This is a genomic window from Nocardiopsis changdeensis (assembly GCF_018316655.1).
GTDB classification, from domain to species: domain Bacteria; phylum Actinomycetota; class Actinomycetes; order Streptosporangiales; family Streptosporangiaceae; genus Nocardiopsis; species Nocardiopsis changdeensis.
This window is the reverse complement of sequence record NZ_CP074133.1, coordinates 1,150,347-1,169,322: the sequence shown is the minus strand read 5'-3', so window position 1 is coordinate 1,169,322 and position 18,976 is coordinate 1,150,347. Positions and strand designations below refer to the sequence as shown.

The window sequence follows — 18,976 nt, the reverse complement described above, 5'->3', positions numbered from 1 at the left end:
CGCTGCCCGCGAGGCGGCGCCACCCCACACACATTCACTGGGAAGGGACCGTATGCTGCGTTCCCTCGTGGCCGGGATACTGCTCGCCTTCGCCGGTTCCCGCGCCAACATCGCCAGGACGATCCTGTCCTGCGCCGGCATCGTCGTCGGCGTCGGCTCGCTGATCGCCGTGGTCACCGCGGGCGACTTCGGGCAGCGGTTCGCCACCGCCTACAGCGAGGCCAACGCCGGACGCGCCGCGACCCTGAGCGTCTCCAGCTGGGACACCGAGATCACCGACGTGCGGGCCTTCGAGGAGGACCTGGTCCGCGCCGGCGGCGTGGACGTGTCGATCTACAAGATGGTCGAGGGCGTCTCCATGCGCTCCGGGGAGCAGGGCATCCCCGACGTGGAGATCCGGGCCGTGGACGTCTCCCTCGGCGACATCCGCCGGATGACCATGTCCCAGGGCCGCTGGTTCACCGAGGCCGACGCCGAGTCGCTGGCCCCCGTGCTGGTGGTCAACGAGAGCCTGGCCGCGGACATGGAGGACATCACCCGGGTGCAGATCGGCACCGACCACTGGATGGACGTCCGCGTGGTCGGCGTCTCCTCCAGCTCGGCCCTGGACGGCGGCTGGTACACCGCCTTCCTGCTGCGCGCGCCCGCCAGCGAGGAGCTGATCTACGGCGAGCCCGTCGAGACCTCCGAGGACGGCGCCACCGCGCCGATCTCGATCCGGGACCCCGAGTACAGCGTCCGGATCGACCCCTCCGACCCGGCCGCGACCGACCCCTGGGGCGAGGTCTTCACCGAACGCCTGCTGTCGGCCTCCGACCGCTGGGGCGAGGTGCGCCAGGACTCGCTCATGGCCTACCGGGCGGACTACGCCGAAGAGGTCAACCAGGTGATCGGGTACCTGTCGATCGGGCTCATCGGCATCGCCGCCATCACGCTCACCACGGGTCTGCTCGGCGTCCTCAACGTCGGCCTGGTCACCGTGCGCGAGCGCAGGCGCGAACTGGCCACCTACCGGGCCCTGGGCGCGACCAGGTTCACCCTGTTCGTCGCCGTCGTGATGGAGTCCGTCGTGGTGTCGCTGGTCGCCGGCGTCATCGCCCTGCTCGGCTGCTGGGCCCTGGTCGCCGCGGGCGGCGCGATCGCCGCCTCGTTCATCGAACTGCCCCCCGACGTACCCATCGCCATCCCGCCGACCGCCGTCCTGGTCGGCCTGGGCAGCGCCGCCGGTGTCGGCCTGCTCGCCGGAGTCATCCCCGCCCTGCGGGCACTGCGCTCGTCCGTCGTCGCCGGACTGCGGGAATAGGAGACACACGTGAAGAAGTGGATCATCATCGGCTCGGTGGCGCTGCTGCTCGTGGTCGCGGTCGCCGGCGGCGGGTACTTCCTGCTCAACCGGCTGGGCGGTTCCGGCGAGGAGCTCCCGATGGAGGGCGCCGTCGACGTGGGGGGCGTCCCCTACCCCGTCGAGCTGGGCACCATCGACTCCGTCATGGTGCTGGACGCCACCGTGCAGGCCGAGCCCGGCAGGAGTGTCAAGGCCCAGAAGGGCGGCCAGGTCGTCCACCTGTGGGTGACCGACGGCGCCACGGTGGAGGAGGGCGCGCCCATCCTCAACGTGAAGTACACCGAGGAGCCCGCCCCGGGCACCGGCACCGGTGAGGGCGAGGCCCCGGCCGAGCCGGTGACCCGCGAGGTCAGCCTCTACGCGCCGGTCGACGGCAAGGTGACCGGCCTGGCCGACGTCCAGGTCGGCGACGTCTTGGAGCCGGGGGCCGTGGTCGCCACCGTCGCCCCGGACATCTACCGGGCCGTCGCCACGATCCCCGCCAACGACCTGTACCGGTTCTACGAGGAGCCCGACGACATCCTCCTGGAGATCACGAACGGCCCGCCGCCCACCCAGTGCGACTTCCTGTCGCTGGGCGCCGCCGAGGCCGGCGGTGGCGGCGAGGAGCAGCCCGAGACCGACGAGTTCGGCTTCCCGATGGAGGGCGGCGACACCGGCGGCGGCTCCGGCGGCGAGCTGGCCTGCCGGGTGCCCTCCGACGTCCAGGTGTTCGAGGGCGTCCAGGGCAAGCTGTCGATCAGCACCGGCAAGGTCGAGGACGTCGTGGTCGTGCCCATGACGGCGGTGCGCGGCACCACCGGCGAGGGCGAGGTCATCGTCGTCGCCGAGGACGGCACCGAGGAGGCCCGCCCGGTGGAGCTGGGCATCTCCGACGGCTCGTTCATCGAGGTCGTCTCCGGCCTGGAGGTCGGGGAGCAGGTCATGGACCCGATCCCGCTCGACCCGCGCTTCGACGTGCCCGGTGCCGACGACGGGGTCGAAGAGGAGTTCATGGTCGAAGGGGAGGGGATGTAGTGTCCACCGCTCCGTCCCCCCTGGCCCCGCAGGCTCCCCCGCCCCAGGCCCCGCTGCTGCGGGTGGAGGGGCTGACCCGGCACTTCATGGTGTCGGGGACCCGGATCGACGTCCTGCACGACTGCACGTTCGACGTGTACCGGGGCGAGGTCGTCGCGATCATCGGCCAGTCCGGTTCGGGCAAGTCGACCCTGCTCAGCCTGCTCGGACTGCTGGACAAGCCGAGCGGCGGCGAGTACACGTTCGACGGGCGGGCGACCAGCCGGCTGGGCGAGGGCCCGCGCTCGCGGCTGCGCGGCGAGGGCATCGGGTTCGTGTTCCAGCAGTTCCACCTGCTGGAGCGGCGGACCGCGATGGCCAACGTGGGCGTGCCCCTGGTGCTGGCGGGGATGCCCGCGCTGCGCCGCCGGGGCCGGGCCCGCGAGCTGTTGGAGGCGGTGGGGCTGGGGCACCGGCTCCACTCCAAGCCGCACCAGCTCTCCGGCGGCGAGCAGCAGCGTGTGGCCCTGGCGCGGGCGCTCAGCCGCGACCCCGCCCTGATCCTCGCCGACGAGCCCACGGGCGCCCTGGACGCCGGCAGCAGCCGGATGATCATGGACCAGCTGCTGGAGCAGGCCCGGATCCGCGACTCGGCGGTGGTCGTGGTGACCCACGACCCCAAGGTCGCCGAGCGCGCCGACCGCGTGGTGGAGCTCGTGGAGGGCCGCACCCGCTGAGACCCCGGGCGCCGTCGCCGCGTCCCCTCGCCCGACGGCGCCCGGACCCCCGGGAGGCTCCGCCTCCCGGGTACCGGACCGGGCGGGCCGTGTCGCTCCGGGCGGCGGCACCCGCCCGGGGCGGCTCCCCGGCGGGAAGAACGGGATCGGCCGGGAAAAAGACTCGGGCCCGGAAATCCATTGGATTTCCGGGCCCGGTTTCAGTAGCGGGGACAGGATTTGAACCTGCGACCTCTGGGTTATGAGCCCAGCGAGCTACCGAACTGCTCCACCCCGCGTCGTTGATCTCTACTTTAGAGGGTTTCCCCCCGGGCCGCAAATCGTTTCCGGTGAGGGAGAACGGCGAGATCGGCCCTGTTCGCCCGGGCTCGGGGTCCGGACCGGCGGCGGCCGTGAAGACCGTCACCCTCCCTGCCCATTCCACGGGGGAATGGACCGGGAAAAGCACCGGACCCGGGAATTCATCCCGGGTCCGGGCCTTGGTAGCGGGGACAGGATTTGAACCTGCGACCTCTGGGTTATGAGCCCAGCGAGCTACCGAACTGCTCCACCCCGCGTCGTTGTGTTCTCTACAGTAGCGCGCCCGGGACGGGAAAGCGAATCGATACGCCGCGGCCGGGGCGGGAACCCTGCGGTCCCCGCCCCGGCCGCGGTCCGGGAGGGCGGACGGGGCAGGGCATGGCGCCCCGCCCCGTCCGGACGGCTAGTTGCCGCCCTCCTGCTCTGCGAGCGCCTCCTCGATGCCCTCCAGGGCCTCGCGCAGGCGTTCGTTCGCCTCCTCCTGGTTGTCCTGGGCCTCCTCCCAGGCCTCCACCGCCTCGTTGAGGGATTCGGTGAGGTCCTGGTCGCCGCCGGAGCCGGCCTCGGAGTCGGGCGTCTCCTCCTGCGGGGCCTCCTCCTCGCCCTCGGCCGGCGGCGGGGCCTCCGCCCCGTCGAACAGGTTGCTCAGCGCGTCGGGGAGGTTGCTGCCGATGGCGACCTCCTCGCCGAAGCCGACCATGACCTGCTGCAGCAGCGGGAAGGACGCGGCACCGCCGCCGCCCGCCTGCACGTACAGCGGCTCGACGTAGAGCAGACCGCCCGCGAACGGCAGGGTGAGCAGGTTGCCCCTGGTCACCTCGGCGTTGGACTGCTCCAGCGGGAGCAGCACCTCGCGGACGTTGGCGTCGGCGTCGAACGCGTTCTGGACCTGCCCGGGGCCGAAGATGACGGTGCTGCGCGGCAGCTCCAGCAGCTTCAGCTGCCCGTAGTCCTCCGAGCGCGGGTCGCTGTTGACGGCCATGAACGCCGCCAGGTTCTCCCGGCCCCGGGGCACGAAGGTGCTGGTCAGCGAGAAGCTGGCCTCCTCCTCGCCCGGGTACTGGATGGTCTGGCGGTAGGGCGACTCGGGACGCTCGGTGGCGCCGGTCGGGTCGTTGGGCACCGCCCAGAAGTCCTGGCCGCCGTAGTAGGCCGCCGGGTCGGTCACGTGGTACTCGCGCATGATCTCGCGCTGCACCTTGAACAGGTCGTCCGGGTAGCGGAGGTGGTCGATGAGCTCTTCGCTCATGTCGTCCCGGCTCTGGACGGTGCCGGGGAAGGCGCCCATCCACGTCTGCAGGACCGGGTCCTCCTCGTCCCAGGCGTACAGCGTGACCGTGCCGTCGTAGGCGTCCACGGTGGCCTTGACCGAGTTGCGGATGTAGTTGACCTGGTTGCCCGGGAGCGCGCTGACCTGGGTGAGCGACCCGTCCGTGAACGTGTCGGTCACCGCCTGGGTGAAGTCGATCCGGTTCGCGTACGGGTAGTTGTTGGACGTGGTGTAGGCGTCCACGATCCACACGATCTTGCCGTCGACGACCGCCGGGTAGGGGCGGCTGTCCACGGTGAGGAACGGCGCGACCTTCTCGACCCGGTCCAGCGGGTCCCGCTCGTACAGGATGCGCGAGTCGCCGGTGATCGCGCTGTTGAGCAGGATGTTGGGCTCCTGGTACTTGATCGCGTACAGGATCCGCTCGAAGAACGAGTCCAGCTGCACGCCGCCGCTGCCGTCGTAGCGGTTGTACTGCTGCGAGCCGGCGGAGGAGCCGGCCTCCTCCTCGGTGGTCCCGTCCTCGGCCGGGGCCTCCTCGTCGGCGGCCTCGGCGTCGGCGTCGGCCGGCGCCTGGGCGTCGTCCGCGCTCGGGCTCACCTCGGGCTCGACCGCGTCCTCCGGGGTGGAGACCTCGGGGGTCGCGCCCTCCTCGTCGAGGGGGTAGTCGTACTCCTCCTCGGCCTGGACGATGACGTACTCGGCGCCCTCCCGGCCGTAGTAGACGCGCTCCTGGTAGTCGCCGACGACGTCGCTGAGCTCGCCCCGCGGCGGGATGTTGTACTCGGTGAAGACCGGGCGGCCCTCGGCGTCGATCTGGGTGCCCGCGGCCGCGACGAAGCCGAAGCCGTGGGTGTAGATCAGGTGCCGGTTGAGCCAGTTGTCCTGGTCCGAGGGGGGACCGTCGAGCTCGCGGACGGCGACGATCGTGTCGATCAGGTTGCCCTCGCTGTCCGGGTAGCGGTCGACCTCCAGCACCTCGGGGAACTGGTAGAAGCCGCGGACCTGCTGCATCTGCTGGAAGGTCTGCGAGACCACGGCGGGGTCGGCCAGCCGGACCGTGGTGCCCTGCGCCTCCTGGACCAGGTCCTCGGCGCTCAGCTCGGTGGTGGCGTCGTAGGGCTCCACCTGGGCGTCCTCGATGTCGTACGCCGCCCGCGTGGAGTCGATGTTGCGCTGGATGTACGGGCTCTCCAGGCGCTGCTCGTTGGGGCTGACCTGGAAGCGCTGGACGATCTCGGGGTAGGCGACGCCGACGATCACGGCGGACAGCACCAGCAGGCCGAGGCTGGCCACCGGGACCATGGTGTTCTTGAAGTAGATGTTCGCGAAGAACAGCAGAGCGCAGATGACCGAGATGACGGTGAGGATCGTCAGGGCGGTCTTGACCGCGTTCACGTCGGTGTAGGAGGCGCCGAAGGTGTAGCCGCGCTCGGAGAACACCAGACCGTACCGGTCCAGCCAGTACGACCCGGCGCGCAGCAGCACGAAGAGGCCGAGCAGCACCGACAGGTGCACCCGGGCCGCGGGGGTGGCGCGCTGACCGGTGTCGTTCTGGAGGCGGACGCCGCCGTACAGGTAGTGGACGATGACCGCGGCGATGAAGGCCAGGATCACGGCGGCGTAGAGGTAGCCGAGCAGGATCCTCAGGAAGGGGTAGACGAACGCGAAGAACGCGACGTCCATCCCGAACTCGGGGTCGGTCACCCCGAAGTCCACGCCGTTGACGAACTGCAGGTAGGACCGCCAGTCACCGCTGGCCGCGGCGCCGGAGAGCAGGGCGAGGGCGCCCACGGCGATCCAGAAGAACAGCTTGCGGTGCGGGTCGATGGACTGCCGGTAGCGGTCCAGGCCCTGCTGTTCGAGGCTCATCGGCCGGATTCCGGGGCGCGCCCGGTAGGCGAAGAAGATGCTGGCGCCGACGATGACGGCCATCACCACCGCGGCCACGGCGAACAGCAGCACCCGTGTCCAGAGTTCGGTCAGGAAGACCGAGGTGAAGCCGACGGACTGGAACCACATGAAGTCGGTCCAGAAGTTCGCGGCGAACATCAACCCCGCGATGATGACGACCACGGTCGCCGCGACTGGCGCGAGCAACCTTGATCGACGAGGCATGCGCGCAGGTGGTGCGCCGGGCGATCGGAAGCTCACGCCTCCCCCTCGTTATGGCTTGTTAGGTGCGTTCGGTGCGCGTGCAGCGCCTTGTTTACGGAGAACTTCACTTCGACCCTTCGGAGTTCCCGGAACCCGTTCCGTGGGGGTGACAAGGTCGCATCGTTGGTGTATCGGCCCGGCAACCCCGTGGTTTCCTGTGGTCCCTTTGTGACCCTACTGTCCGCGAACGGGAGCGGCGAGGTTCCCCCATCGGCCACTATGGGAACGTGTCGAACATTCGCGAAGCCGTCATGGACCTCGAACGCCACGCCGCCGCTCAGGGATGGGACCGGCCGCTGGGCCTGTACGCCCTGGTGCCGACGGCCGAACTGCTGGCCGCCGAGCCCGCCCTCGCCGAGATGCTGGGCGTCTCCGGCGCGCCGGACCCCCTGGAGCTGACCCCGGTCGAGCAGGACCCGCTGCCGGCGGACCTGCCGCTGGAGGAGGCGCTGGGCCGCATCATGTGGCCGGAGGGGGTGGCCGGCTGCGCCCTGGTCATGGAGCGGCTGGTGGTGAAGGGCTCCGACGAGACCCTCTCCCCCGGCGAGGACGCCTCCGCCCAGGGCAGGGAGACGGAGGAGATCCGCATGGTCGCGGGGGTCCTGCGGGACGGCTCGCGGCACTGCGCGCTGCGCATGCGCAGCCACGACAGCGAGGAGGCGGTCCTCAACGGCGCCGACCTCGTCCCGGCGCTCACCTCGGCGCTGGCCCTCACCCTCGACCTGGAGGGCTGAGCGGCGTCCCCGCGGGGCCCCGGCCCCGCCCGCGGATCCCGCGGGGGCGGGGCGGCCGTGCGGGCCGCCTACTCGCAGCGGGGCAGCTCGCCCTCGCCGGTGCGGATGGTCTCCAGGGCCTCCACCGCGTCGGAGAGGGTCTCGACGCGGACGACCTCCAGTTCGCCGTAGGCGGCGGACTGGGCGACCTGGGAGCAGCTGTCGGCGGCGACCAGGAAGTACTCGGCCCCGTCCCGCTGGGCGCTGACCATCTTCTGCGGGATGCCGCTGACCCCGCCCACCCGGCCCGCGGAGTCGATGGTGCCCGACCCGGCGACGGAGGCGCCGCCAGTGAGGCCCTCCTCGCTGAGCCGGTCGATGATGCCCAGGGCGAACATCATCCCGGCGCTGGGGCCGCCGATGTCGCCGACGGTGATGTCGACCTCGATGGGGAAGTCCATCTCGTCGGCGATCAGGACGCCGACCGCGGCGCGGCCCTGTTCGCCCTCGGCGGCGACCAGCTCGACCTCGACCTCCTCGCCGCCGCGGTCCAGGGTCAGGGAGACGGGGTCGCCGGGCTCGCGCTCGCCCACGCGCTCCACGACCGCCGCGCTGCCGACGGCGGTGCCGGGCTCGCCCTCGGAGCGGGTGCCGACCTCCTCGCCGTCGACGGCGAGGATGACGTCGCCCGGCTCGACCAGGCCCTCGGCGGGCATGTCCTCGACCACGTCGGCGACCACCGGGACCGCGTCGTAGCCCATGCCGATCTCGTTGAGGGCGGCGGCGGTGGCGTCGGTCTGGGAATCGTTCATCTGGGTGGCCTGCCGCTCGCTGACCTCCTCGGGGCTGCGGCCGGCGGGGAAGAGCAGCTCCTCGGGCATGACCGCCTCGGTCGGCGAGAGCCAGGCGCGCACGACCGTGAAGAAGTCGAGCCGGCGCTGGGGGCCGCCCGCGTACTGCACGGTGACCATCGACAGCGAGCCCTCGTGCTCGTAGCTCTCGGCGCCGTCGATCTCGATGACCGGCCCCTTCTCGGTGCGGCCCACCGTGTCCAGGGTGACGCCCGGCCCGGCCACCAGGTACGGCATCGGCAGGAAACGGCTGCCGAACCCGAGCCCGACGAGCAGGACGAGGGCGACGACAAGGGTCATGACACGACGAAGCATGCTGCACACCTTATTGCGGCCCGGGTAGGGGACGTGTCAGGGAGTCCCCACCCACTCCTGGTCGCCGTCGGTGAACGCCTGGTGCTTCCAGATGGGCACCTGGGCCTTGAGGTCGTCGATCAGCCTGCGGCAGGCGGCGAACGCCTCCTCGCGGTGCGCGGCGGAGGCCGCGACGACGACCGCGAGGTCGCCGATCTCCAGGTCGCCGACCCGGTGGACGGCGGCGAGCCTGACGACGGGGCGGCCCGGGACGGCGGTGTCGGCGAGCACCTTCTCCATGACCGTCCTCAGCATGGCCTCGACGGTGGGGTGCGCCGAGTAGCCCAGCCGGGCCACGTCGCGCCCGTGGTCGTGGTCGCGGACGGTGCCGATGAAGACGGCGGTGCCGCCGGCACGGGGGTCTTGGACGGCCGCGAGGACCTCGTCCACCGAGAGAGGGGTGTCGCGCACCGAGGCGAGAGTGATCTGTTCCACTCCTAGAAGGTACCAATCGTCCCTTGTGGCACCCCACAGGTGTTCCGCCCGGGTGTCGGGCCGCTCGGAGGCCACGGGGTCCCGGTGGCCTCCCGGTCAGCCGCCCTTGCGCTTGCGCAGGTGGCGGATGGTGACGGCGGTCCCGATGGCGGCCGCGGCGGCACCCGCGGCCCCGGCGGCGGTGACGGCGACCTCCTTGCGGCCGATGCTGCGGCCCACCAGGGCCGGGCCGCCGCGGGACTCCAGCAGGCTCGCCAGGGCGGCCTCGCCGTCGTGGTCGGGCTTCCACCCGGCCTCGCGCAGCGTCGCGCAGTCCACCACGCACGGGTAGACGAGGAACTTCAGCTCCCCCTCCGCGGCGGGGGTGATCCTGGCCTGGTGCAGGCGGCGGACCGTGCCGAAGGCGAGGTTGGCGGGCACCTCGAAGTGCTTCATCCCGGCGATCTCCTCCACCTGGCCCTGGGTGAGGGAGCCGCCGCTGGCGACCGCCACCACGCCGTCGGGGCCGTCCACCCCGTGCAGGGCGCAGAACGCCAGCGCGCCGGCCAGGTCCTCGATGTGGCAGAACTGCCAGTGCTGCTCGTGCCCCTTGACGGTGAGCAGGCGCGGCGCCGAGAAGTGGCGGCTGAGCAGGGTGTCCAGGCCGGGGCCGACCAGGGGCGCGGGCCGCACCACGGTGACGGTGAGGCCGGGGTGGGCCCGGCGGGCGCGTTCGGCCAGCGCCTCGATCTCGGCGAAGTCGCCCATGAGGCCGTCGCTGTTGTCCGAGACGCGGACGGCGTTCTCCGGCAGCGGGACCGGGTTGTCCGGAGCCGCCCCGTAGACCATGGTGCTGGTGACCAGGAACACGCGCGGGACCCCCGAGGCGGCCGCGGCGGTCAGGACCGTCTGCGCCGCCCGGATGTTGTGGGCGCGCCGGTCCGCGGGCCGCGTGTCCGGGGAGCGGTCGTCGGCGGTGTGCACCAGCACGTCCACCCCGTCCAGGCGGGAGACCAGCCCCGGGTCGCAGACGTCGGCGATACGCCAGGTGACGCCGCGCAGGTCGGCGAACTCGGCGTCGATGGCCACGACCTCGCGCGGGGCCGCGGAACCTTCCGGCGCCGCCAGGCGTTGCACGAGGAGTCGGCCCACCCCGGAGGCCGCGCCGGTGACCGCGACCACCGCCCCGGCCCCTCCGGACCGGCTGTGCTCTGGGCGAACCTGGCTGCTTTCGGTATTCACTCCGGGCGACTCCCAGCTAACGTGACAGTGGAGACCAAACCTAATCCTGCCTGAGGTCTGATTGTGAGCGACCTGCCTTTCGGTTTCAGCATGCCGAACGATCCCGATGACGAGTCCGGACGCCGCGCTGGCGACTCCGGCTCGGGTGGTGCCGGCAGCGGCCGCCCGGGCGGAGGGGACTCCGGAACACCCGAAGGATTCCCGTTCGGCGACCCGCAGCAGATGGCCGACATGCTGCGCCGGTTCGCCGACATGATGTCGGCCCAGCCCGCCCCCGGCGGCACCCCCGCCGGACAGGGCACGGGCTCGGGCATCAACTGGAGTATGGCCAAGGACATAGCGCGACAGGTCGTCGCGCAGAAGGGCGACCCCAGTGTGCCGCCCGGCGACTACGCCAGGGTCCAGGAGGCGCTGCGCCTGGGCGACCTGTGGCTGGACCAGTCCACCTCGCTGCCCTCGGGCGTGCAGACGGCGCAGGCGTGGAGCCGCTCGGAGTGGGTCGAGAAGACCATGGACTCCTGGGCGCAGCTGTGCGACCCGCTGACCAGCAAGACCGTCAGGTCCATGGGGCAGAGCCTGCCCGAGGAGATGCAGTCGGTCGCCGGTCCCCTGCTCGGCATGATCCAGCAGATGGGCGGCATGATGGTCGGCCAGCAGGCGGGCCAGGCCGTGGGAGAGCTCTCCCAGGAGGTCGTGGGCACCGCCGACATCGGGCTGCCGCTGGCCGGCGAGGGCACCGCGGCGCTGCTGCCGCTGGGCGTCGCCAAGTTCAGCGAGGGCCTGCAGATCCCCGACGACGAGGTGCGGCTGTACCTGGCCGCGCGCGAGGCGGCCGTGCACCGGCTGTACTCGCACGTGCCGTGGCTGCGCTCGCACGTGTTCCGTCTGGTCGCCGAGTACGCCGACGGGATGTCCTTCGACATCAGCGGCCTGGAGGACCGGCTCGGCGAGATCGACATCAACAACCCGGAGTCGCTCCAGGAGGTGCTGGGCGGCCAGGGCATGTTCCAGCCCGAGGACACCCCGCAGCAGAAGGCGGCGCTGAACCGGCTGGAGACCACGCTGGCGCTCATCGAGGGCTGGGTGGCGACCGTGGTGTCGGGCGCGGTGACCGGGCGGCTGCCGCAGGCGGACGCCCTGGCCGAGGCGACCCGGCGGCGCCGGGCCACCGGCGGTCCGGCCGAGCACACCTTCGCGGCCCTGGTCGGGCTGGAGCTGCGTCCGCGGCGGCTGCGCGAGGCGCAGGCGCTGTGGAAGGCGCTGGAGGAGGCGCGCGGCATCGACGGGCGCGACGCCGTGTGGCAGCACCCGGACCTGATGCCGGGCAGCGAGGACCTGGACGACCCGACGGCGTTCGTCAGCGGCGGGGCGTTCGCCGACGCCGACTTCGACATCTCCACGCTCACCGGCGAGGCCCCCGGGGCGTCCGCCGGCGAGGGGCCGGAGCAGGAGAAGCCGGACGGCGAGGAGCCCGACGAGGGGAAGCCGGACCGGCCGGGAGGGGACTCCTAGGTGTCGCTGCACGCCGACGCCCGGGCGGTGCTGTCCGCCTGGGCCGCGCCCGACGCGCGCCAGGAGGAGCTGCGCCGCGCGTACGTGGCGCACCTGGACGCCCACGAGGACGGGATGTGGCGGGGCTGCCTGCCCGGGCACATCACCGCCAGCTCGGCGGTCGTCTCCGCCGAGGGCGACCGGGTGGTGCTCACCCTGCACCGCGTCCACCGGATGTGGCTCCAGACCGGCGGCCACTGCGAGCCGCAGGACGCCACGCTCGCGGAGGCCGTGCTGCGGGAGGCGACCGAGGAGTCCGGCATCCCGGGGCTGGAGCTGCTGCCCGGGCCGATCCGGCTGGACCGGCACGCGGTGCCCTGCGGCGGCGGCAGCTTCCACCTGGACGTGCAGTACGCGCTGCTGGCCCCGGCCGGCGCGGAGCCGGTGATGGACCCGGACGAGTCCGCCGACCTGGGCTGGTTCCCGGTCGACGCGCTCCCCGAACCCACCGACGAGGTCACCCGTTCCCTGGTGTCGGCCGCCGCGGCCGCGGTCGCCGCCCACCTCGCCGCCCGGTGAGGGGGACCGGCCGCGGGCCGCTGTCCCCGGCGGCTCCGCCGCCCGGGGTCACTCCTCCGCGAGGGCGACCTCGGCGCCGGTGAGCGGCTCCTCCGGGGCCAGGCCGGGCTCGCAGGGTTCGGAGCGCGATCCGGCGCTGAACCCCTCCAGGTAGCCGCGGGCGCGCTCGGCCTTGGGGTAGCGGTGCACCAGTTCCCAGAACTCCGAGCCGTGGTGCGGGATGAACAGGTGCGCGAGCTCGTGGATGAGGACGTAGTCGACCACCCAGGAGGGCATTCCGGCGACGCGTCGGGAGATGCGGATCGTGCGGGTGTCGGGGGTGCACGAACCCCAGCGGGAATTCTGGTTGTCGACCCAGCGGACGCTGTCCGGCAATCGGGTGCCGTCCAGATAACGGCGGGCCAGTTCGACCGCGCGTTCGTGGAGCTCCCCGTCACCGGGGCGACGGCGTTCCTCGCGCGCCTCCAGGCGTTGCAGCATGCGTCCCACCCAGCGCTTTTCCTCTGCGCGGGAGAACGTCGCGGGCACGAGGACGACGGTCGTGTCCCCGTCCCTGTAGGCCGACACGGTGCGCCGGCGGCGAGGACTGCGTCGCACCTCGATTTTGGTGTTCGAGGGCACGAACTTTACGGTAGCCGAGGACAGCGCTCTCGAACAGGAGTGTGTTGTCCCGTTATGTCTTTGATTTCGTCTCCTCGGTGAGAACGGACCGGGTGGGCGGAAATCCCGGCCCCGTCGCGCATTCCGGCCTGACCTGGGGTATTCCGCCCCGCTTCGGAGGGCCTTCCGGGCCCCGTTCCGGAGCATTCCTTTATTGTCCGTACACAGAAAAGAGACCGGACGGTGACCCCCTTCGAGGATCGCCATCCGGCCCCGTCTCGGTTCCGCACCGGTTCCGCATGTGTCCGCCGTTGTCGGCCGGGTCCGGCGCGCTGGTCACCTCAGGTCACCACCGCGCCCGGTCACCCGGTCAACACAGGCGTGACCACGCGATTTCCATGAGCGCGTCTTCGGCACGGCGCTGCTCCCGCTGGCGGGCGCGCATCTCCCGTGCCGTCAGGCGGATGCCCTGGCGTTCGCGGGTCTCGGCGATCGGCTCGTTGGTCATGTCCAGGAGTTCCAGGATCATCATGTCTCGTTCAGTCCTTCGGGGTCTGTAGTGCTGCGGTGGAGAGTTCGGGTGGAGCGGTCAGGCGGCGACCGGAGCCGGGTTCTTGCGGGGGCGTCCGCGCGGGCGCTTGCGCGCCACGACCTGGCCGGCGACGAGCAGCTGGCCTCCCCAGACACCCCAGGGCTCCTTGCGGTCCAGGGCGTCGGACAGGCACTGCTCCCGGACCGGGCAGGAGCCGCAGAGGGCCTTGGCCGCCTCGACGTCGGCGGGGGCCTCGGCGAAGAACAGGTCGGGCTGCATACGGCAGGGGATTTCGGTCTCGCCCAGCCAGGGCGTTTCCAGGACCGACGCGAGCATCGGTGCCCTCCAAGATCTTTGTTCGTCTCGTACAACGCGGTCGGTGTTCTCGGTTCACCGGATGCGGTTCCGGTGCGGGACCTGACTTGCGATGCAGACGCCTGCCCTGCCTCCCCGGGGGAGATCGGGCGGACGAGGATACAAAGAAAGCCGCGGCCCCGAATTCGGGGACCGCGGCCACGGATGGAGACCCTGGGCCTAGTCGGCTAGGCCGGATTCCTCCGTGGACACTTCCCCGGTGCGCCATAGCGGCGCGGGGTTGCTTCGGTGCGAGCCGTCATGAGTTCGCCGCGGTCACGGGCGCTCTCGTTGCCGGTGGACACACCACTGCCGTTGGACTCGTGCTCGGCGGCGAGGATCACGGTCGCGACGGGACGGAAGCCGAAGCCTCCGAAGTCCGGACCGGTCCCCTCGACGAAGACGCCCTTCGGGGCACCCTTGGCCGAGGCCAGGCCGATGCCCCTCAGGGCATCGCCGGCGATGGCGCGCTCACCGCGTAGGGCGGAGCCGCCGGGCAGACCGCAGGACAGGGCGGTGCCCGGGACAGCGTTCAGCCACTGCTGACGGGACGACACGGTCGAAGCGAAGCTCGTGGTCATCATTTGATCGGGCACCTCCTTCACGGTCGGGCGGCGGGATCCCTCCCGCGCCATAGAGCGGTCTTGGCGACGATGTACAGACTAAGGGTCGCCCGCGAAAACTAGCAACCTATTTTTGACCTGGGAAAACGTCCTCATCCGGCCACGGGTTCCAGGGAATCCGCGGGGTCCCCGCGTTGTTGCCGGCCCCCGTGGCCGGTAGCGGTCACACCGGGCCGGGGCGCAGGGCGTCGGACCAGCCCTCGGCGTCCACCACCCGGATCAGGCCCTCCTGCACCACCGAGCACACCAGCTGCCCGTCGCGGGTGTAGACCAGGCCGCGGGCCAGCCCCCGGGCGCCCTGGGCGCTGGGGGTCTCCTGCGCGTACAGGAGCCACTCGTCGGCGCGGAACGGGCGGTGGAACCACATGGCGTGGTCCAGGCTCGCCATGGAGATCCCGGCGAAGGACCGCCCGTGGCGCAGCAGCACCGTGTCCAGCAGGGTGAGGTCGGAGGCGTAGGTCATCAGGCACACCTGGGTGAGCCGGTCGTCGGGCAGCTTCCCGTCGACCTTGAGCCACACCGGGTTGACCGCCGTGCGCAGCCGGGGGTCGCGCTCGGCCTCGTAGGACAGCGGCCCCACCGGGCGCAGCTCGATGGGGTGCCAGCGCACGAACCCCGGCACCCGGCCGAACTCGGCGCGCAGCCGCTCGCGGGTGCTGGGCAGCTCCTCGGGCGGGGGGACGTCGGGCATCGGGATCTGGTGGTCCAGCCCCGGCTCCTCCTTGTGGAAGGAGGCCGACAGGGTGAAGATCGGCTTGCCGTGCTGGACGGCGACCACCCTGCGGGTGGTGAACGACCGGCCGTCGCGGACCCGGTCCACCTCGTAGACGATCGGCACCGCCGGGTCGCCGGGGCGGATGAAGTAGGCGTGCAGGGAGTGGACGTACCGGTCCTCGGGCGCGGTCCGGCCCGCGGCCACCAGGGCCTGGCCCGCGACCAGGCCGCCGAAGACCCGCTGGGGGCCCTCCTGGGGGCTGCTGCCCCGGAAGATGTTGACCTCGATCCGCTCCAGGTCCAGAACCGCCAGCAGGTCGGCCAACGACTGGTCCCGCCGGGTCTCGTCGGCTCTGTCGCTCATCCGGCCACATCCTCCTCTTCGCCGTCGGGGGCGTCCCGACCTTCCATGACCTCGGCGGGCTCGGCGCCCGCGACCAGCGCGAGCACCGCCTCCCCGTAGCGGTCGAGTTTCGCCGGACCGACACCGGACACCGCCGACAGCTGCGGGACCCCGGAGGGCTCCTGTTCGGCGATCGCCTGGAGGGTCGCGTCGGTGAAGATCACGTAGGCGGGGACCTTCTGCTCCTGGGAGACCGCGCGCCGCCAGTCGCGCAGGCGCTCCAGCAGCGCCTCATCGTAACTGGAGGGGCAGTCCAGGCAGCGGCCCAGCTTGCGCTCGGCCGCGTCGGTCAGGGTGTTCCCGCACACCCGGCAGCGGGCGGGCCCGCGGCGGCGCTCGGCCCGGCGGGCGGCGGTGCTGGGGGACGCCGGACGCAGGCCGTCCAGGAACCGGGAGGGCTTGCGGGTCTTGCGCCCGCCCGGGGAGCGGGCCAGGGACCACGACATCGCCAGGTGCTCGCGGGCGCGGGTGACGCCGACGTAGAAGAGGCGGCGCTCCTCCTCGACCTGCTCGTCGGTCTCGGCGTAGATGATCGGCATCATGCCCTCGGTGAGGCCGACCAGGAACACCGCGTCCCACTCCAGGCCCTTGGCGGCGTGCAGGGAGGCGATGGTGACGCCCTCGAAGCCGGGCGCGTGCTCGGTGGAGATGCGCACGTCGAGTTCTTCGACCAGGTCGTTCATGGTGACCGGGGCGCCCCCGGGGCGCGGCGCGGCGGCCATGTCCTCGGCCAGCTGGGCCAGCGCGGCCAGCGACTCCCAGCGCTCGCGGGCCTGGCGGCCCTCGGGCGCGGTGTCGGTGAGGCCGATCTGCCCCAGCAGCTGGCGGACGGTGGTGATGAGCGGCGCAGGCTCCTCCCCGGCCGCCTCGTGGCGGGCGCCGCGCAGCAGGTGGACGGCCTGCTTGATCTCGGGGCGTTCGAAGAACCTGGTGGTGCCGCGCACGCTGAACGGGATGCCCTGGTCGGTGAGGGCCTGCTCGTAGGCGGCGGACTGGGCGTTGATGCGCACCAGGACGGCGATCTCCCCGGCCGGGACGCCCTCCTCCATCAGGGCGCGGATCTTGCGAGCGACCCCGGTGGCCTCGGCGGGCTCGTCGTCGTACTCCTGGTAGACGGGGTCGGGGCCGTCGGGGCGCTGGGCCCGGAGGGTGAGGTGCCCGGCGGAGGTGGTGCCCCGGGCCTGGGAGATCACGTGGTTGGCGACCCGCACCACCTGGGGGGTGGAGCGGTAGTCGCGGACCAGTTCCACGACGGTGGCGTGCGGGTAGCGGGCGGCGAACCCGGTGAGGTAGGAGGGGGTGGCCCCGGCGAAGGAGTAGATGGTCTGGCTGGGGTCGCCGACCACGCACAGGTCGTCGCGGTCGCCGAGCCAGGCGTCGAGCAGGAGCTTCTGCAGCGGGTTGACGTCCTGGAACTCGTCCACGACGAAGTAGCGGTACTGCTCGCGGACCCGCTGGGCGATGGCCGGGTACTCGTTGATCATGCCGGCGGTGAGTTCGAGCATGGACTCGAAGTCGAGCAGGTTGTGCTCGCGGCGCAGCTCCTCGTACGCCTCGAAGACCCGGGCGACCTCGCCCGCGGGCAGCGGCGCCTGCCGGGACGCCTTGGCGACGGCGCTCTCGTAGTCGGTGGGGCGGACCTGGGTGACCTTGGCCCATTCGATCTCGGAGGCGAGGTCGCGCAGGCCGGTGCGGTCGGGCTGCACGCCCACGGAGTGGGCGGCGCGGGCCACCGCCTGGATCTTGCTCTCGATGAGGGTGGGCTTCTCGCCGCCGATCACCTGCGGCCAGAAGAACGAGAGCTGGCGCAGCGCGGCGGCGTGGAAGGTGCGGGCCTGCACGCGGGGGGCGCCCAGGGCGCGCAGCCGTCCGCGCATCTCCCCGGCGGCGCGGGTGGTGAAGGTGACCGCGAGGATCTGCTGCTCGGAGACGACCCCGCCGGCGACCGCGTGGGCGATGCGGTGGGTGATCGCCCGGGTCTTGCCCGTTCCGGCACCGGCCAGGATGCATACGGGGCCGCGCAGGGCGCGCGCCGCCAGGGTCTGCTCGGGGTCCAGTCCCTCCAGGACGCGGTCGGGGTCCATGGTGCTCCTGAACATGGTCGAGACGGTTGTGCGGTTCTGTGGGTCAGTCTCTCAAGTATCGGCCGCGCCGGGGACGGAACCGCACCCGTCCACAGGCCGCTCCCACGGGGACCGGGCGGGCGGACCGCGGCCGGTTGCGGCCACGGAGCCGACCGACACATTTCAGAACCAGTCCGGTCTGTGAGGCGTCCCACGTTGTGTCACGCGGTCGGGGGAAGCGGACCGGGCCCCGCGGTGTTGGGATGTGGGACCGGGCGAGAACGCCGACCGTAGGACGAGAAGAAACGTGAGCGAGATGACGAACACGGCCACCGAACAGTTCACGATGTACACCACCCCCTGGTGCGGGTACTGCAAGCGGCTCAAGAGCCAGCTCGCACGCGAGGGGATCACCGGGCGTGAGGTGAACATCGAGGAGCACCCGGAGGCCGCGGAACTCGTGATGAAGGTCAACAACGGGAACCAAACCGTCCCGACGGTGGTCTTCAGTGACGGAGCGGCGATGACCAACCCGTCGCTCGCTCAGGTGAAGCAGAAGCTGGCCGAGCTGTCGTAGCCCGGAGAAGCCGGCCCGCGGGTCCCGCCCGCGGGCCGACCGCCCCGTGACCCCGAGGGGCCCTCTCCCCGGTGCGGCCGCTCTCGGCCATGGACGGCTCGGACGTATGACGACGGGGAGTGTTGAGTTGGGGGACGACGTGAGTTCTCATGACATAGCGGTCGCCGACGCGGTCGACGTCGGTGTGGTGCGCCGCACCCCGACGGGGTGGCGCGTGGGGAACGGGCACGAGCTGCCCGACCTGGTGAGCGCGATGGTCCTCGCCGACCTGCTCACCGCGGAGGCGGGCGGGGAGCGCCGGCGGGCGCAGGCGCCCGGACGGGCGCCGGAAGGGGCGACCGAGGTGGAGCGCCTGCGCCACACCATCGCCCAGTTGGAGCACGCGCTGCACTCGCGCGTGGTGGTGGAGCAGGCGATCGGCGTCCTCGCGGAGCGGCACACCATGCCGCCGCGCGAGGCGTTCGAGCGGCTGCGCTCCTCGGCGCGCTCGCGCGGCCGCAAGGTCGCCGACCTGGCGAGCGACGTGGTGGAGAGCAGCACCAGCCCGTTGACGGTGCTGCCGGACGAGCTGGGCGTCTCCCCCGGTACCAACTGACCCGGCTCCGGGGCACGACGGCCACCGACCCTGTCGGGAGGGTCGGCGGACGGACCGGCCCCCAAG

The 18,976-nt window shown here is 72.0% G+C and carries 18 protein-coding genes and 2 tRNA genes; 8 read left to right on the top strand and 12 right to left on the bottom strand.

Translation table 11 applies throughout. The annotated features are described in order from the left end of the window. Positions 1–52 precede the first annotated feature (52 nt). From KGD84_RS05525 to KGD84_RS05515, 3 genes are all read left to right on the top strand, one after another. Positions 53–1,303 (top strand): ABC transporter permease, encoded by a 1,251-nt coding sequence (locus tag KGD84_RS05525; protein ID WP_220565014.1) that lies wholly within the window; start codon positions 53–55, stop codon positions 1,301–1,303. 9 nt (positions 1,304–1,312) lie between these two features. Then, entirely contained in the window at positions 1,313–2,362 is a 1,050-nt protein-coding gene (locus KGD84_RS05520) for a permuted SH3 domain-containing protein (RefSeq protein WP_220565013.1), read from the top strand. 86 nt (positions 2,363–2,448) lie between these two features. Next, entirely contained in the window at positions 2,449–3,078 is a 630-nt protein-coding gene (locus tag KGD84_RS05515) for an ABC transporter ATP-binding protein (RefSeq protein ID WP_220565559.1), read from the top strand. A gap of 204 nt (positions 3,079–3,282) precedes the next feature. Here the strand turns inward: KGD84_RS05515 and KGD84_RS05510 are convergent. From KGD84_RS05510 to KGD84_RS05500, 3 genes are all read right to left on the bottom strand, one after another. Further along, positions 3,283–3,356 (bottom strand) — tRNA-Met (locus KGD84_RS05510). Positions 3,357–3,558: 202 nt separating this feature from the next. Continuing rightward, positions 3,559–3,635 (bottom strand) — tRNA-Met (locus KGD84_RS05505). Positions 3,636–3,781: 146 nt separating this feature from the next. Continuing rightward, positions 3,782–6,724 carry a UPF0182 family membrane protein gene (locus KGD84_RS05500; protein ID WP_220565558.1) on the bottom strand — a complete coding sequence of 981 codons (2,943 nt, stop codon included), beginning with the start codon at positions 6,722–6,724 and terminating at the stop codon, positions 3,782–3,784. A 308-nt stretch (positions 6,725–7,032) separates the two neighbouring features. Here KGD84_RS05500 and KGD84_RS05495 point away from each other — a divergent pair, with 308 nt between their 5' ends. Continuing rightward, positions 7,033–7,539, top strand: coding sequence for a PPA1309 family protein (locus KGD84_RS05495; RefSeq protein ID WP_255647069.1), 507 nt, complete (start codon positions 7,033–7,035; stop codon positions 7,537–7,539). A 68-nt stretch (positions 7,540–7,607) separates the two neighbouring features. On the opposite strand, the gene KGD84_RS05490 is transcribed toward KGD84_RS05495, so the two are convergent. The 3 genes from KGD84_RS05490 to KGD84_RS05480 all read right to left on the bottom strand — a co-directional run bounded on the left by KGD84_RS05490 (position 7,608) and on the right by KGD84_RS05480 (position 10,319). After that, the gene (locus KGD84_RS05490) at positions 7,608–8,669 is read right to left on the bottom strand and encodes a YlbL family protein (RefSeq protein ID WP_220565556.1); all 1,062 of its coding nucleotides are present in this window, start codon (positions 8,667–8,669) and stop codon (positions 7,608–7,610) included. Positions 8,670–8,720: 51 nt separating this feature from the next. Beyond that, positions 8,721–9,158, bottom strand: coding sequence for a molybdenum cofactor biosynthesis protein MoaE (locus tag KGD84_RS05485; protein ID WP_220565012.1), 438 nt, complete (start codon positions 9,156–9,158; stop codon positions 8,721–8,723). Between the two features lie 96 nt (positions 9,159–9,254). Continuing rightward, entirely contained in the window at positions 9,255–10,319 is a 1,065-nt protein-coding gene (locus tag KGD84_RS05480; protein WP_220565011.1) for an NAD-dependent epimerase/dehydratase family protein, read from the bottom strand. A gap of 123 nt (positions 10,320–10,442) precedes the next feature. Here KGD84_RS05480 and KGD84_RS05475 point away from each other — a divergent pair, with 123 nt between their 5' ends. Both KGD84_RS05475 and KGD84_RS05470 read left to right on the top strand, forming a co-directional pair. Next, entirely contained in the window at positions 10,443–11,891 is a 1,449-nt protein-coding gene (locus tag KGD84_RS05475; RefSeq protein ID WP_220565010.1) for a zinc-dependent metalloprotease, read from the top strand. Further along, on the top strand, positions 11,892–12,449 hold the full coding sequence (locus tag KGD84_RS05470) for an NUDIX hydrolase (protein WP_220565009.1): 558 nt from the start codon (positions 11,892–11,894) through the stop codon (positions 12,447–12,449). 48 nt (positions 12,450–12,497) lie between these two features. On the opposite strand, the gene KGD84_RS05465 is transcribed toward KGD84_RS05470, so the two are convergent. From KGD84_RS05465 to KGD84_RS05440, 6 genes are all read right to left on the bottom strand, one after another. Then, a complete protein-coding gene (locus KGD84_RS05465; protein ID WP_255647068.1) occupies positions 12,498–13,070 on the bottom strand; it encodes a M48 metallopeptidase family protein in 573 nt (190 codons plus the stop codon). A gap of 349 nt (positions 13,071–13,419) precedes the next feature. Continuing rightward, entirely contained in the window at positions 13,420–13,581 is a 162-nt protein-coding gene (locus KGD84_RS05460; RefSeq protein ID WP_220565008.1) for a hypothetical protein, read from the bottom strand. 57 nt (positions 13,582–13,638) lie between these two features. Beyond that, entirely contained in the window at positions 13,639–13,917 is a 279-nt protein-coding gene (locus tag KGD84_RS05455) for a WhiB family transcriptional regulator (RefSeq protein ID WP_220565007.1), read from the bottom strand. A gap of 206 nt (positions 13,918–14,123) precedes the next feature. Next, on the bottom strand, positions 14,124–14,519 hold the full coding sequence (locus KGD84_RS05450) for a hypothetical protein (protein WP_220565006.1): 396 nt from the start codon (positions 14,517–14,519) through the stop codon (positions 14,124–14,126). A gap of 202 nt (positions 14,520–14,721) precedes the next feature. Further along, complete coding sequence (gene tesB / locus KGD84_RS05445) at positions 14,722–15,636, bottom strand: acyl-CoA thioesterase II (protein WP_220565005.1); 915 nt, start codon at positions 15,634–15,636, stop codon at positions 14,722–14,724. Further along, positions 15,633–17,759 (bottom strand): ATP-dependent DNA helicase UvrD2, encoded by a 2,127-nt coding sequence (locus KGD84_RS05440; protein WP_220565554.1) that lies wholly within the window; start codon positions 17,757–17,759, stop codon positions 15,633–15,635. The genes tesB and KGD84_RS05440 overlap by 4 nt, the downstream gene beginning before the upstream one ends. A gap of 295 nt (positions 17,760–18,054) precedes the next feature. On the opposite strand from KGD84_RS05440, the gene KGD84_RS05435 reads away from it, so the two are divergent. Both KGD84_RS05435 and KGD84_RS05430 read left to right on the top strand, forming a co-directional pair. Beyond that, entirely contained in the window at positions 18,055–18,315 is a 261-nt protein-coding gene (locus tag KGD84_RS05435; protein WP_220565553.1) for a mycoredoxin, read from the top strand. Between the two features lie 106 nt (positions 18,316–18,421). Beyond that, complete coding sequence (locus KGD84_RS05430; RefSeq protein ID WP_255647067.1) at positions 18,422–18,910, top strand: ANTAR domain-containing protein; 489 nt, start codon at positions 18,422–18,424, stop codon at positions 18,908–18,910. Positions 18,911–18,976: the final 66 nt, after the last annotated feature.

Excerpts from the sequence above, each read along its gene's own strand:
- KGD84_RS05525 (WP_220565014.1), top strand. The coding sequence starts at position 53 with ATGCTGCGTTCCCTCGTGGCCGGGATACTGCTCGCCTTCGCCGGTTCC.
- KGD84_RS05515 (WP_220565559.1), top strand. The coding sequence starts at position 2,449 with ATGGTGTCGGGGACCCGGATCGACGTCCTGCACGACTGCACGTTCGAC.
- KGD84_RS05490 (WP_220565556.1), bottom strand. The coding sequence starts at position 8,669 with ATGACCCTTGTCGTCGCCCTCGTCCTGCTCGTCGGGCTCGGGTTCGGC.
- KGD84_RS05460 (WP_220565008.1), bottom strand. The coding sequence starts at position 13,581 with ATGATGATCCTGGAACTCCTGGACATGACCAACGAGCCGATCGCCGAG.
- KGD84_RS05455 (WP_220565007.1), bottom strand. The coding sequence starts at position 13,917 with ATGCTCGCGTCGGTCCTGGAAACGCCCTGGCTGGGCGAGACCGAAATC.
- KGD84_RS05450 (WP_220565006.1), bottom strand. The coding sequence starts at position 14,519 with ATGATGACCACGAGCTTCGCTTCGACCGTGTCGTCCCGTCAGCAGTGG.
- tesB (WP_220565005.1), bottom strand. The coding sequence starts at position 15,636 with ATGAGCGACAGAGCCGACGAGACCCGGCGGGACCAGTCGTTGGCCGAC.
- KGD84_RS05440 (WP_220565554.1), bottom strand. The coding sequence starts at position 17,759 with ATGGACCCCGACCGCGTCCTGGAGGGACTGGACCCCGAGCAGACCCTG.
- KGD84_RS05435 (WP_220565553.1), top strand. The coding sequence starts at position 18,055 with ATGACGAACACGGCCACCGAACAGTTCACGATGTACACCACCCCCTGG.
- KGD84_RS05430 (WP_255647067.1), top strand. The coding sequence starts at position 18,422 with ATGACGACGGGGAGTGTTGAGTTGGGGGACGACGTGAGTTCTCATGAC.